General features: G+C 73.5%; 11 protein-coding genes. 6 read left to right on the forward strand and 5 right to left on the reverse strand.

The window, feature by feature from the left end; translation table 11 throughout:
- Positions 1 to 24: 24 nt before the first annotated feature.
- Both ACFY61_RS27395 and ACFY61_RS27400 read left to right on the forward strand, forming a co-directional pair.
- Positions 25 to 609 (forward strand): GNAT family N-acetyltransferase, encoded by a 585-nt coding sequence (locus ACFY61_RS27395; RefSeq protein ID WP_389476143.1) that lies wholly within the window; start codon positions 25 to 27, stop codon positions 607 to 609.
- Between the two features lie 317 nt (positions 610 to 926).
- Positions 927 to 1,859, forward strand: coding sequence for a SigB/SigF/SigG family RNA polymerase sigma factor (locus tag ACFY61_RS27400; RefSeq protein ID WP_389476145.1), 933 nt, complete (start codon positions 927 to 929; stop codon positions 1,857 to 1,859).
- 179 nt (positions 1,860 to 2,038) lie between these two features.
- On the opposite strand, the gene ACFY61_RS27405 is transcribed toward ACFY61_RS27400, so the two are convergent.
- The 4 genes from ACFY61_RS27405 to ACFY61_RS27420 form a co-directional block, all read right to left on the reverse strand.
- The gene (locus ACFY61_RS27405) at positions 2,039 to 2,515 is read right to left on the reverse strand and encodes an ATP-binding protein (RefSeq protein ID WP_389476147.1); all 477 of its coding nucleotides are present in this window, start codon (positions 2,513 to 2,515) and stop codon (positions 2,039 to 2,041) included.
- A gap of 155 nt (positions 2,516 to 2,670) precedes the next feature.
- Positions 2,671 to 3,063: an STAS domain-containing protein gene (locus ACFY61_RS27410; protein WP_389476149.1), complete on the reverse strand. Its 393-nt coding sequence runs from the start codon at positions 3,061 to 3,063 to the stop codon at positions 2,671 to 2,673.
- Positions 3,064 to 3,096: 33 nt separating this feature from the next.
- Positions 3,097 to 5,787, reverse strand: a complete 2,691-nt coding sequence (locus tag ACFY61_RS27415) for a SpoIIE family protein phosphatase (protein ID WP_389476151.1) — start codon at positions 5,785 to 5,787, stop codon at positions 3,097 to 3,099.
- Positions 5,788 to 5,832: 45 nt separating this feature from the next.
- Positions 5,833 to 9,864 carry a HAMP domain-containing protein gene (locus ACFY61_RS27420; RefSeq protein ID WP_389476153.1) on the reverse strand — a complete coding sequence of 1,344 codons (4,032 nt, stop codon included), beginning with the start codon at positions 9,862 to 9,864 and terminating at the stop codon, positions 5,833 to 5,835.
- 229 nt (positions 9,865 to 10,093) lie between these two features.
- Here ACFY61_RS27420 and ACFY61_RS27425 point away from each other — a divergent pair, with 229 nt between their 5' ends.
- From ACFY61_RS27425 to ACFY61_RS27435, 3 genes are all read left to right on the forward strand, one after another.
- Positions 10,094 to 10,387, forward strand: a complete 294-nt coding sequence (locus tag ACFY61_RS27425; protein ID WP_389476155.1) for a WhiB family transcriptional regulator — start codon at positions 10,094 to 10,096, stop codon at positions 10,385 to 10,387.
- 85 nt (positions 10,388 to 10,472) lie between these two features.
- The gene (locus ACFY61_RS27430) at positions 10,473 to 10,892 is read left to right on the forward strand and encodes an SsgA family sporulation/cell division regulator (RefSeq protein ID WP_389476157.1); all 420 of its coding nucleotides are present in this window, start codon (positions 10,473 to 10,475) and stop codon (positions 10,890 to 10,892) included.
- A 65-nt stretch (positions 10,893 to 10,957) separates the two neighbouring features.
- A complete protein-coding gene (locus ACFY61_RS27435; RefSeq protein ID WP_389476159.1) occupies positions 10,958 to 11,407 on the forward strand; it encodes an SRPBCC family protein in 450 nt (149 codons plus the stop codon).
- A 42-nt stretch (positions 11,408 to 11,449) separates the two neighbouring features.
- Here ACFY61_RS27435 and ACFY61_RS27440 read toward each other — a convergent pair whose 3' ends face one another.
- A complete protein-coding gene (locus ACFY61_RS27440) occupies positions 11,450 to 12,025 on the reverse strand; it encodes a helix-turn-helix domain-containing protein (protein ID WP_389476161.1) in 576 nt (191 codons plus the stop codon).
- A gap of 100 nt (positions 12,026 to 12,125) precedes the next feature.
- Between ACFY61_RS27440 and ACFY61_RS27445 the strand changes: the two genes are divergently transcribed.
- Positions 12,126 to 13,571 (forward strand): MFS transporter, encoded by a 1,446-nt coding sequence (locus ACFY61_RS27445; RefSeq protein ID WP_389476163.1) that lies wholly within the window; start codon positions 12,126 to 12,128, stop codon positions 13,569 to 13,571.
- Position 13,572: the final 1 nt, after the last annotated feature.

Genomic DNA, 13,572 nt, shown 5'->3' on the forward strand with positions numbered 1-13,572 from the left:
GGCCGCGGCGGGGACGATGGCCCCATGCCGATCTTCCTGCGGACGGAGCGTCTGGCGCTGCGTCCCTTCACCGGCGCGGACCTGGACCACCTCGTGGCACTCGACGGCGATCCCGAGGTCATGCGCCACATCAACGGCGGCCGCCCGACCCCGCCCGACACCCTCCGGACCCGGCACCTGCCCCGGCTCCTCCACCGCGACCCCCGCACCGGCCGGCCCGGTTACTGGGCCGCGGAGGAGGCGGCCACGGGCCGGTTCCTGGGCTGGTTCGAGTTCCGGCCGCTGGACGGCCCCGGCCCCCGGACCGTCGAACTCGGCTACCGCCTGCGGCGCGACGCCTGGGGCCACGGCTACGCGACCGAGGGCGCCCGGGCCCTGATCGACAAGGGCTTCACCGAACTCGGCGTCGACCGCGTCACCGCCAACACGATGGCCGTGAACACCCGCTCCCGCGGCGTCATGGAGAAGGCGGGACTCACTCTCGTCCGCACCTACTTCGAGGACTGGCCCGAGGTCATCGACGGCTCCGAACACGGAGAGGTCGAGTACGCCCTGACCCGAAGGGAATGGGAACGCCGCCGGTCGCCCGCCTCGCCGGGCCCCGCTTGACCCTGCCGCAGGCGACAGGGCCGCACATGCCCCGCATGGCCCCCGACCACCCCGGCCCCGTGGCTCTGCCCCACACCCCGCGCCTCAATCGCCGGCGGGGCTGGTCCTCCCCGCCCGGCAGGCCGAGCGGAGCCCCGCCGTATATAGGGGAGCGGGGCGGCACTTGAAGCCCGAGCGGCGATCGAGCGGGCTCGGACGGGCCCGCCGGCGGGGGGCGGTGGCGGATCCGGAGGAAGAATTCAGCGCTCGGCCGAGTAAAGCCGCGGATGCGGGGCAGAGGAGCCGAAAGCCGTCCGCCGTCGTCAGAAAGGTTCACCATGCCTCGCCCCGCAACAGTTGCCGAGTCCGCACGCGCGGCCGACGTCGAGGCGGTGCCGGGAGCGGCCCCCCTGACCGGGGCGCCCGTCGGTACGTCCGACCTGCCGCCCGTGGCCCAGGCACGGGAGATCGCACCCGCGGACGCCCGGGAACTGTCCAAGCTCTTCCTCGTGCGGCTGCGCTCGCTGGAAGAGGGGACCCGCGAGTACCAGTACGTACGCGGCACGCTCATCGAGATGAACATCTCCCTGGTCAACTACGCCGCCCGGCGCTTCCGCAACCGGTCCGCGCAGGCGCGCGTGGAGCTGGACGACATCGTCCAGGTCGGCACCATAGGGCTGATCAAGGCCATCGACCGGTTCGACCCCGACCGGGGCGTCGAGTTCACCACCCTCGCCCTGCCCTTCATCATCGGCGAGATCAAGCGGTACTTCCGCGACGCCACCTGGGCGGTGCACGTGCCGCGACGGCTCCAGGAACTGCGCACCGACATCGCCAAGAGCCAGGAGGCCCTGTCCGACCTGCTCGGCCGGTCCCCGACGGTCGCCGAAGTCGCCGCCGACCTCGGGATCGGGGAGGAGGACGTGCTCGAAGGCATGGTCGCCGCGAACGCCTACGCCTCCGAGTCCCTCGACGCGGCCGCTGACGCCGACAGTGAGCCGGGGCGGCCGGGCCGCAGCGGACACCGGTCGCTGGCCGACACCATCGGCGAGACCGACCCCGCCATGGAGCTCTTCGAGGACTTCAGCACCCTCGCCCCGCTGCTCGCCCAGCTCGACGAGCGCGACCGCAGGATCCTCTCCATGCGGTTCGGGGAGGAGATGACGCAGGCGCAGATCGGTGCCGAACTCGGCATCTCCCAGATGCAGGTCTCCCGCCTGCTGTCGCGGACCCTGGCCCGCCTGCGGGCAGGCATGCTGACGGAGGCCTGACGCCTGACGCAGACCCCGTCCCACCGCCGGGCGACGAAGCCGGGCGCCGGTACGCACCGGTGCGGTACTCCGTGTACCGCACCGGTGCGTACCGGCGCCCGGTTCGCGGTATCCGGGGTATCCGGGCCGGCCAGGGCCCCCCCGCGGCGCGGCCGCGCGGGCTGGCGGCCCCGCGCGGGCTAGCGGCCCGGTGCCAGCCTGGCGGCGTCGAACTCCGCCCAGATGGTCTTGCCCTGGTCGTGCCGCTCGGCTCCCCAGCGGTCGGACGTCTGCTGGACGATGAACAGCCCGTGCCCGCCCGGCAGTGACGGCTGGTGGGGCAGGCGGGGCGTGGGCAGGGTGGGGTTGCCGTCGCTGACCTCGACGCGCAGCCGGGAATCGGAGGCGTCCAGGACCAGTGCCAGCGGCCCGCCGCCGTGCAGCATGGCGTTGGCCACGAGCTCCGCCACGAGCAGGACGACGTCCTCCGCGACGTCGTGGTCCACCCCGAACGAGGTCGCGGACCACGCCCAGTCCTCCAGCGCCCGCGCGGTGAACGCCCTGGCGTGGGCCACCGGTTTGGGCAGCCCGGCCAGGGGGATCCACCTCCGCTGGCCGCCGGGGGGCAGTGTCCCGCCCCTCCGGCCGTCGTCGAGGGTGCCCGGGCTGGTCGTCATGTGCGGGAACCCCTTCGGTGTCGGCGTTGCAGTGCGGCTGTCGCTGTTGGTTTCGCTGTTGCTGTCGCGGTAGCCGGCGCATTGGTCGTCCGGTTTCGGATGCCCCGGTGTGCTCGGATTATGCCCCTCCCGGCCCGGAGGGCCCCACGGGTCCCTCACGCCGACAGGGCGGCGTCGACAGAATCGTGAATGGAGAAGACGGTCTGCGCGCCGGTGAGTTCGAGGACCCGCATCACCGTCGGGGCGACCGCGGCCAGCCGGAACCGGACCCCCGCCTCCAGCGCGGCCGCCCGGGTCTTGAGCAGCAGGTTCAAGCCGGAGGAGTCGCAGAACCCGACCTCTTCGAGGTCGACCACGAGCACCGGCGGTGCCTGCCTGACCAACCCGGTCAGTGACTCCTCCGCGGGCGCGAGACCCTCGATGTCGAGGTCACCGGCGACGCGGCAGACCGCCCCGCGCTCCTGCGTGTGATGGACCCGCACCGTGACGGGTGACTCCTGCGGGTACCCGGCGGTCAAGCCGGCTCCCTGCTCGTGATCGGCTGGCATCGTCGTCGTTCCTCCCAAGAGTGCCCTTCGACCTTACGCAAGCGTCCCCGGCCCGGCCAAGCCCGGCCCCCACTCGTCTGCTGCCGGGGGAGCGCCGCTCGCGTCATCCGCCCCCGGACCGCCCAGGACGGACACGCCGACCAGGCAGGTGTCGTCGTCGGTGTCGGCCCGGCTGTAGCGCAGCAGGTGGTCCAACTGGCCCTCCAGGTCCGACGGGCCGCCGTCCCCGCCGGCCCTCTCGGTCAGCGCGATCAGACTGGTCAGCGACGCCTGGAGGGACTGGTCCCGGCGTTCGATGAGACCGTCGGTGTACAGGACCAGCAGGTCCCCGGGCCGCATCCGGACCTCGTTCTCCTCGTACTCGGCCTGGTCCACCACCCCGAGCAGGATCCCCCCGAGCTGCGGCAGCGTCTCCGCGGTGCCCCCGCGCAGCAGGACCGGGGGCGGGTGGCCGGCCCGAGCCCAGCGCAGCCTGCGCGTCACCGGGTCGTACAGCCCGCACACGGCCGTGGCGGTGAGGTTCTCGGTGAGCTGGTGCGTGATGCTGTTGAGCCACGTCAGCAGCTGCGCGGGACCCGCTCCGGTGGCCGCCAGCCCGCGCAGGGCGTTCCGCAGGGCGACCATGCCCGTCGCGGCCTCGATGCCGTGACCGGCGACGTCCCCCACGCACAGCAGGATCTCGCCGGACGGCAGGGTCAGGGTGTCGTACCAGTCCCCGCCGACGAGGTGGTCCTTCTCCGCGGGCCGGTAGCGGACGGCGACGTGCAGGTCGTCGAGGTTCACCGGGCCCCGCACCGGGGGCATGATGGCGTGCTGCAGCTGCCGGGCCAGACGGCTGCGTTCGGCCGCCTGCTGCTCGGTCTGCGCGAGCTGGTCGCGGGTGGCGGCCAGGGCCACCTCGGTCCAGTGCTGCGCGGAGATGTCCTGGTAGGCGCCGCGTACGAGGTGCAGCCGCCCGTCCCGGTCGTGGACCGGCTCGGCCACCACACGGATGTGCCGCGTCACGCCGTCCGGCCGGTGCAGCCGGAACGCCGTGGAGGCGGGCCTCTGGTGGTGGAGCAGCATGCGCAGGAAACGGCCGATGGTGTGCCGGTCGTCCGGGTGGGCGTGGTCGCCGAGCTGGTCCAGCGGGATCGGCAGGGCGCCCGGGGGCAGGCCGTGCAGCTCGTAGACCGCCTCGTTCCACACGATCTGCCGGGTCCCGAGGTTCTCCTCGAAACCGCCGATCCGCCCGAGCCGCTGCGCGTGCTGGAGCAGCCGGGCCACCCGCGGGGTGCCGTCCTCCAGCCGCCACACCACCGCGAGGTGGCTGCCGTGCCGGCTGATGCTGACCTTCGCCTGGGTGCTCAGCGCCACTCCGCCGACCATGGCCGACAGCGTCATCCCCGCCGTGCGGAACGGCTCCCCGGTCACGAAGACGTGCTCGGCCTTCTCCAGCAGCCCGCCGGGTTCGGCCGCCAGGGGGTACGCCTCCAGCAGCCGTGCGCCGACGATGGCGCTGGTGGGACGCCCGGCGAAGTCGACGAAGGCGGGGTTGGCGTGGCGGATCGTGAACTGGAGCGGGCTCTCGCCGCTCTCGGGCGCCATCTGCAGGATCAGGCACGGGTCCAGCAGGCCGTCGGTGAGGGCCCGTACGCCGTCCAGCTGCGCGTCGCGCCGCTCAGGTCCCGCCGGTCCGGACCCCGCCCACGTCTCCAGGGTCGCGGCACAGAGCTCGGCCAGCGCCTCGAACTGCCGTTGCAGCGGCTGGGACTGCTCCGGCAGCCGTTCCGGCCAGCACACCTCCAGCACACCGGTGAGCCGCCCCCCGATGCCCGCCGGCACGGCGAGGCGTCCGCCGCCGATCTCGTGCTGGCCGATCGACGGCAGGCCGGCGGCGGACAGCGCCGGATAGGCGACGGAGGCCCGCCGGTCGAGGGCCCGGCGCGCCGGGGTGGGCACACCGGGCGGCACGTGCCGCCAGCGGTGGGCCTCCTCGGGGCCGAAGCCGGCGCTGCCGGCCAGGGAGAGGGACTGGTCGGGATGGGCCGCCCACACGGCCACCGCGACGGCGCCCAGCGGCCGCAGCGCGTGGTCCAGCATGGACCGGGCCACCGCTTCGGTGTCCTGTTCGGCGAGGGCCAGGGCCTCGGTGCTGCGCAGCCGCACGCCGACCGAGTCCGCGGCGGGCGCGGCCGCCGAGGCGGTGACGAAGTCGCGGGCGATGGTCGAGATGCGGTCCGCGGCGGCCTGGTTGACGAGATCGGCGGCGAGGACGAGGGTCGACACGCCCGCCTTGTCGGCGAGGACCGCCAGTTGGGCCGAGGCCTCGGTGGGGCCGCAGCGCAGCCGCTCGACGAGCACGCCGACGGCCATCTCCACGAGGGCCCGGCCCGCGGCATGCGCCTGCGCCTGTTCGAGCTCGCGCCGGAGCCGTTCGACGGTCGTCGCCAGGCGCCCGACGGCGGTCCCGTCGCCAGCGCCGGGCCCGGTGCCGTCCGCAGGGCTCCCGGTGGCGGAGCCCTCCGTACCGGCCCCGGTGGCGGAGCCCTCCGTACCGGCCCCGGTGGCGGAATCTTCCGCCCTGGCCCCGGCCGCGGTGCCGTCCGTACGGGCCCCGGTCGCGGAGCCGTCCGTACCGGCCGCGGGCGCCTCCCGCTGTGGCCCGACCAGGACGGCGTCGGTACCCGGCGCGGCCCCGATCGGGACGGTGCCGCCGCGCGGCTCACTGGTCTGGGGGTGCACTGCTCGTGGCTCCTCGGGTACTCGGATCACTTCCGGCCGCCCGGGTCAGGGCGCCAGATGGCGCGTGATCCGGCTGATCAGCTCCCCGGCGTCGACGGGTTTGGTGATGTAGTCACTGGCACCCGAGGCCAGGCTCTTCTCCCGGTCACCGATCATCGCCTTGGCGGTGACCGCGATGATGGGCAGCCGGCTGTGCTCCGGCATCGCCCGGATCGCCGCCGTCGCCGTGTACCCGTCCATCTCCGGCATCATCACGTCCATCAGGATGACGTCCACGCCCGGGTGCGCGGCGAGGGCGTCGAGCGCGGCCCGCCCGTTCTCCGCCTGCAGCACGCGCATGCCGTGCAGCTCGAGGATCCCGGTGATGGCGTACAGGTTGCGGTCGTCGTCGTCCACCACCAGGGCGGTACGGCCCGCCAGCGAGGGGTCGACCTCCGGGTCCCAGGCCGCGCCGGCGTCCGCCCGCGGGGCGAGCGGCAGTACGTCGCCCGGCCGGTCCGCCCCCATGTGCAGGGCGATCCGCTCGCGCAGCTCGTCGAGGCCGGTGATGAGTTCCAGCAGCCCCGCGCCGTCCCGCTCCCGAAGCACCCGCGCCTGGTGGGCCGCCGTGCCCCGGCTGCTGTGGGCCAGGACCGGCACCGAGTGCAGCGCCGGGTCGCGTTCCATCTCCTCCAGGAGTCCGACGGCAGCGCCGTCGGGCAGGTCCAGGTCGAGGACCACGCAGTGGCACGGACTCGTCGCCAGGGTGGCCGCCGCCTCCTGCGCCCCGACGGTGGTGACGATCTCCACGTCGCGCCGGTCCGCCGCCCCGGCCTGGCGCGGCAGGTCCCCGACGGCGTTCTCCGCTACCAGGGACAGCAGCCCGCTCGGGCGGGCCTCGACGACGAGCAGCCGCCGCGCCCGGACCGGTCCGGGCACGGGGCCGCCGGAGTCCACCGCCGCGAGGGCCCCGGCCTGACCGGCCGGCTCCCCGGTTTCGGTCTCCGAGCCCTTCCGCGTGCCCGCGGACGCCATCTCGGCGAAGTCCGGGCGGGCCACCGGCAGGTAGAGGGTGAAGGTGCTGCCCTTGCCCAGGGTGCTCTCGACGGTGATGGCGCCGCCCAGCAGGTAGGCGATCTCCCGGCTGATGGACAGGCCCAGGCCCGTCCCGCCGTACTTGCGGCTGGTGGTGCCGTCGGCCTGCTGGAAGGCGCCGAACACGGTCTCCAGGTGCTGCGGCGCGATGCCGATCCCGGTGTCGCTCACCCGGAACGCGACGACCGGACCGCCCCGGCGGACCCGTTCGGGAACCTGCGCCTCGTCGGCCGGCTCGATGCGCAGCTCCACGCTGCCCTGCTCGGTGAACTTCACCGCGTTCGACAGGAGGTTGCGCAGGATCTGCCGGAGCCGGTAGTCGTCCGTCAGCAGCTCGGTCGGGACCTCCGGTGAGGTGCGGACCGTGAACGACAGGCTCTTCTGGCTGGTCATCGGCCGGAACGTGACCTCGACGTAGTCGAGCAGCCTGCTCAGCGAGAGGGTCTCGGGGGTCAGGTCCATCTTCCCCGCCTCCACCTTCGACAGGTCGAGGATGTCGTTGATCAGCTGGAGCAGGTCGGAGCCGGCGGAGTGGATGATGCCGGCGTACTCCACCTGCTTGGCCGTCAGGTTCCTGGTGGTGTTCTGGGCCAGCAACTGGGCGAGGATCAGAAGGCTGTTGAGCGGGGTGCGCAGCTCGTGGCTCATGTTGGCCAGGAACTCCGACTTGTACGTGGAGGCCAGCGACAGCTGGTGCGCCCGCTCCTCCAGCTCCTGGCGAGCCTGCTCGATCTCCAGGTTCTTCGTCTCGATGTCGCGGTTCTGCGCGGCGAGGAGTTCGGCCTTCTCCTCCAGTTCGGCGTTCGAGGCCTGGAGCTCCTCCTGGCGGGCCTGGAGCTCCCGGGAACGCGCCTGGAGTTCGGCCGTCAGACGCTGCGACTCGCCGAGCAGTTCGTCGGTCCGGGCGTTCGCGACGATCGTGTTCACGTTCACCCCCACCACCTCCATCAGCTGCTCCAGGAAGTCGCGGTGGACCTGGGTGAACGGTCGTACGGAGGCCAGTTCGATCACGCCCAGGACCTGGCCCTCGGCGACGATCGGCAGCACCACCAGCGACAGCGCCTCGGTCTGCCCGAGCCCCGAGGAGACCGCGAGGTACCCGGCCGGCAGGGCGTCGACGGTGATCGTGCGCTTGCTGCGGGCGGCCTGGCCGACGAACGACTCGCCGAGCCGGAAACGGGTCGGGCGCGAGCCGTCGGGGAAGGCGTACGAGCCGACCAGCTGCAGGACCGTGCCCGCGGACGTCTCCTCGGCGAGGTAGAAGGCACCGCACTGGGCGGACACCAGCGGGGTCAGCTCGTCCATGATCGATTCTGCGACCAGTTTGAGGTCGCGCCGGCCCTGCAACAGGGCCGAGATCCGGGCCAGGTTGGTCTTCAGCCAGTCCTGTTCCTCGTTGGCCCGGGTGGTCTCGCGCAGGGACTCCACCATCATGTTGATGTTGTCCTTGAGGTCGGCGACCTCGCCGGAGGCGTCGACGGTGATGGAACGGGTGAGGTCGCCCTCCGCGACGGCGCTGGTCACCTCGGCGATCGCGCGGACCTGCCGGGTCAGGTTGCCGGCCAGCTCGTTGACGTTCTCGGTGAGCCGCTTCCACGTGCCGGAGACGCCCTCGACCTCGGCCTGACCGCCGAGCCGTCCCTCGCTGCCCACCTCGCGCGCCACCCGCGTCACCTCGGCCGCGAAGGCCGAGAGCTGGTCGACCATGGTGTTGATGGTGGTCTTCAGCTCGAGGATCTCGCCGCGGGCGTCCACGTCGATCTTGCGGGTGAGGTCGCCCCGGGCGACGGCCGTGGTCACCTGTGCGATGTTGCGGACCTGGCTGGTGAGGTTGTGCGCCATGAAGTTGACGTTGTCCGTGAGGTCCTTCCACGTCCCCGCCACGTTGGGCACCCTGGCCTGGCCGCCGAGGATGCCCTCGGTGCCCACCTCCCGGGCCACGCGCGTCACTTCGTCGGCGAACGCGGACAGCGTGTCGACCATGGTGTTGATGACGCCCGCCAGGGCCGCCACCTCGCCCTCGGCCTCCACGGTGATCTTCTGCGACAGGTCGCCCTTGGCGACCGCGGTGGCTACCTGGGCGATCGAGCGGACCTGCCCGGTCAGGTTGGAGGCCATCACGTTGACGTTGTCGGTGAGGTCCTTCCAGGTGCCCGAGACACCGCGGACCGTGGCCTGACCGCCGAGGTTGCCCGCGGTGCCCACCTCGCGGGCGACCCGCGTCACCTCGTCGGCGAAGGCGGAGAGCTGGTCGACCATCGTGTTGATGGTGTCCTTGAGCTCCAGGATCTCCCCGCGCGCGGTCACGGTGATCTTCTGCGACAGGTCGCCCTCGGCGACGGCCGTCGCCACCTGCGCGATCGCCCGGACCTGACTGGTCAGGTTCCCGGCCATGGAGTTCACCGAATCCGTGAGGTCGCGCCAGGTCCCGGAGACACCCTGGACGTCGGCCTGCCCGCCGAGGATGCCCTCGGTGCCGACCTCGCGGGCCACCCGGGTCACCTCGCCGGCGAACGAACTCAGCTGGTCCACCATCGTGTTGACGGTGTCCTTGAGCTCCAGGAACTCGCCGCGCGCGTCCACGGTGATCTTCTGGGACAGGTCGCCCCTGGCCACCGCCGTGGCCACCTGCGCGATGTCCCGGACCTGGGTGGTCAGGTTCCCGGCCATGGCGTTGACCGAGTCGGTGAGGTCCTCCCAGGTGCCGGACACCCCCGGCACCTGCGCCTGGCCGCCGAGCCGGCCGTCCGTGCCCACCTCCCGGGCCACCCGCGTCACCTCGGAGGTGAAGCGGGAGAGCTGGTCGACCATGCCGTTGAAGACCGTGGAGATCTCCCCGAGCAGGCCGTCCGCCTCCCCGGGCAGCCGGATGCCGAAATCCCCGTCCCGCACGGCCGTGAGCCCGGCCAGCAGCAGCCGCAGCTCCGGCTCGCCCACCTGGGCGGCCCCCGTACCGGCCTGCCTCGGGAATGCCGCGCTGTCGGGCGGTGTAGCGCCAGCCATCGAACGTCGCCTCCGTAGAACGCCTGGCCATGGGGCCGCGGAAGCCGACGCGCGGCCCGCACCGGCCCGTACCGGTCGGGAGGCTACCCCACCCCCCAGCGGATCGGAAAAGCCTCCGATCAGGCCGGACTTCTCCGCCACCGGCGTGCATGAACCCGTGATCACCGGTCATACGGACCTGACGGGGTGGTCGCCAGGGACCGCCCCCCGACCGGAAGGGGCCGTCACCGTGGCCGAGATCGTCCGTGCGTCATACCGGGCCGAGCAGTCGTACGAACCGCCCTTCCGGGGCGCGTGCCGCACCGCCGACGCCGCGGTCTTCGCCCGCGCCGCGCACGAGCCCGCCGCGGCCGCCCGGGCGCGCGAGGAGGCGGCCAAGGCCGTGTGCGGTGGCTGCCCGGTACGCATACCGTGCCGCCGTCACGCCCTCGCCTCCGGTGTTCCCCACGGCGTGCGGGGCGGTCTGACGGCGGACGAGCGCCACGTACTGCTGCTGGACCCCGCGCGCACCCTGCGGGCGTGAACTCCGTCCGGATGGCCCAGTGTGCCCGGCTCCGAAGCGGGGCATACGCGAGCAGCCGCAGGTCACACCCCGGAGGTCCCCGCTGATGACGACCGTTTCCGCCCAGGCTCCCGTCCGACTGGAGGTCGCCTCCGGCGGCCATGTCCCGCTCCAGGCCCGCCTCTTCTACGACCCCGCGGACCCGTACGCGGTGCAGGCACGGTTCCTCGACGGTCCCGCCCTCCTCGCCCGCTGGCACTTCGACCGCCAGATGCTGGCCGACGGACTGCGCCGCAGGGTGGGGGAGGGGGACGTCGTCTTCGCGCCCCAGCAGGACGGGTACGGCCGGGTGGCGGCCGTCCGGATCCAACTCCGCGGCCACACCGACGGCGACGGACGGCCGGCGGCCCTGCTCATGGATGCGGACGTCCTCGGCGGCTTCCTGGAGGAGACCTACGCCGTCACACCGGTGGGGAGCGAGACGCCCGACCTCGACCGGTTCCTGGCGGACGTCCTGGCGCACTGAACCCGACCGTCCGGCTCCGGACGCCCGTCCGGCCGGCCCGACCAACAGCCAACAGGAGGATGAACATGTCGCAGGTCAAGGAATCGATCCGGGTGGACGTCCCCGTGCGCACCGCGTACGACCAGTGGACGCAGTTCGAGTCGTTCCCGCAGTTCATGGAGGGCGTCGAGCGGATCGAGCAGCGCACCGACTCCCTCACCCACTGGGTGACGAAGATCGCGGGCGTGGAGCGGGAGTTCGACGCGCGGATCACCGAGCAGGTCCCCGACGAGAGGATCGCCTGGATGACGGTGGGCCGCGGCCCCGAGCAGGCGGGCGTGGTGACGTTCCAGCCGATCGACCCGTCCCATACGCAGGTGACCCTGGTGATGGACTTCGATCCGGACGGCATGGCGGAGACCGTCGGCGACAAGCTCGGCTTCGTCGACCGGCAGGTCAAGGGCGACCTGGAGCGGTTCAAGCACTTCATCGAGGACCGCGGGAGCGAGACCGGGGCCTGGCGCGGCCGGATCTGACCGGCGGGCCTCCCCTCTTCCCCGGGCGGTGGGACGGGCCGGTCACGGCGCGGAGGGGCCGGCGCGGACCACCGCCTGGTCACCGTGCGGACCGTACAGGTGGAGTATCTCCACGGCCCGGGTGCCGGCCGGGCCGAACCAGTGCGGCTCGCCGGTGTCGAACTCGGCTACCTCGCCCGGGCGCAGCAGGAACTCCCGCTCCCCGAGGACGAGACGCAGCTCGCCGGCGAGGACGTAGAGCCACTCGTGGCCCTCGTGCGCGACCAGCTTCGGTTCCCGAGGGGACAGCACCTGCTTGAACACCTGGACCCGCCCCGGGTACTGGGTGAGCGGGACCAACACGCTGCCCTCCGCCTTCCGCAGCGGGGTCAGGTGGACGCGCGGGTCGCCGCTGGCCGGCGCGGCCACGATCTGGTCCAGCGCCACCCGGTGGGCCCGGGCGAGCGGGATGAGCAGGTCGAGGGTGGGGCGGCGGTTGCCCGATTCCAGGCGGGACAGGGTGCTCACCGAGATCCCGGTGGCGGTGGCGAGGGCCTCCAGGGTCAGCCCCCGGCCGCGGCGCAGTTCGCGCAGCCGGGGGCCGATGCCGTCGAGGATCCGCTCGACTTCCAGGTCCATGCGGTCATTCTTGCAGTTCCCGCAAAAGCGCTCCGCGACGGTGGCGGTGCTCTCCGAGGCTGGGCGGGCACGACAGCCCGTCACGAGAGAGCAGCCGCCGATGCCCCCCGCCCCGAAGCCGTCCGGCCCCAGGCCGCCCGCCCAGAACCCGCCCGCCGCCGCGCCCGCCGTTCCGGCGCCGCCCGTACTCTCCGCGCGCCGGCGCCGGACGGTCCTGGCCGTGTGCTGCCTGTCCATGTTCCTCGTGGGCCTGGACACCACCGTCGTCAACGTGGCCCTGCCCGCCATCGGCCGTGGCCTCGACGCCGGCACCCGCGGCCTCGAATGGACCGTCGACGCCTACACCCTCGTGCTGGCCGCGCTCCTCATCTCCGCCGGCGCGCTGGCGGACCGGTTCGGCCGGCGGCGCGTCTTCCAAGTGGGCCTGACCGTCTTCGGACTCGCCTCCGTGGCCTGCGCGCTGGCCCCTTCCACGGGCGCGCTCGTCGCGGCCCGCGCCGCCCAGGGCGTGGGAGCCGCCATGCTGAGCCCCGTCGCCCTCGCCATCGTGGTGAACGCGATCCCCGACGCCAGGGAGCGCGCACGGGCCATCGGCGTCTGGGCGGCCGTCTTCGGCCTCAGCATGGCGGCCGGTCCGGTCACCGGCGGCGTCCTCCTCGAGGCGTTCGGCTGGCGGTCCGTGTTCTGGACCAACGCCCCCGTCGTGCTGGCCGCCCTCGCGCTCAGCGCGGTGTTCGTCCCGGAATCCCGCTCCCCGCGCCCGCCGTGCCTCGACCTCCCCGGCCAGGCCCTGCTCGCCGTCGCCGTCGCGGCCTCGGTCGGCGTGCTGATCGAGGGCCCGCACCTCGGCTTGGACGCCCCCGCGGTCCTGGTCCTTCTCGCGGTCGCCCTCGGCGCCACCGCCGCCTTCGTCCGGGTCGAGTCCCGCCGGCCCGCACCCCTCATGGACCTGGGACTGTTCGCACGTCCGGCCTTCCGCGGTGCCGTGCTGGGAGCCGTCGCCGTCTTCGTCGCCCTCAACCTGATCCTGTTCCTCACCACCCTCCACCTCCAGGGCAGCCTGGGCTGGAGCCCGCTCGCCGCCGGGGCGGCGACCCTGCCCATGGCCGTCGGCGCCACCGTGTGCGCGCCCTGGTCGGGCCGGCTGACCGCCCGCCGCGGCCCGCGGGTCCCCCTCACGCTGGCCGGAGCCTTCCTCACCGCGGGCGCCCTGCTCCTGACCACGCTCGGTCCGGGCACGCCCGCGGCGCTCCTGGTGCTCGCCCTGGCCCTGACCGGCACCGGCTTCGGCTTCGCCAACGCGCCGATCACCAACGTCGCGGTGGGCGGGCTCCCGCCGGCCCGGGCCGGCGTGGCCGGCGCCATCACGTCCACCGCCCGGCAGCTCGGGGCCTCCGCCGGCACCGCCCTCGCCGGGGGCCTGGTCGCCTCCGCCGCGCCGGCCGACCTGGCGGGCGCCTCCCGCCCGGGCTGGTTCCTGGCGGCCGCGTGCGGAGCCTCCCTCTTCCTGGTGGCCCGTGCGTCCCGCCCGAAGCCGACGTGCTGAG

The sequence above is a fragment of the Streptomyces sp. NPDC012888 genome, assembly GCF_042900645.1.
In the GTDB taxonomy this organism is placed as follows: Bacteria; Actinomycetota; Actinomycetes; order Streptomycetales; family Streptomycetaceae; genus Streptomyces.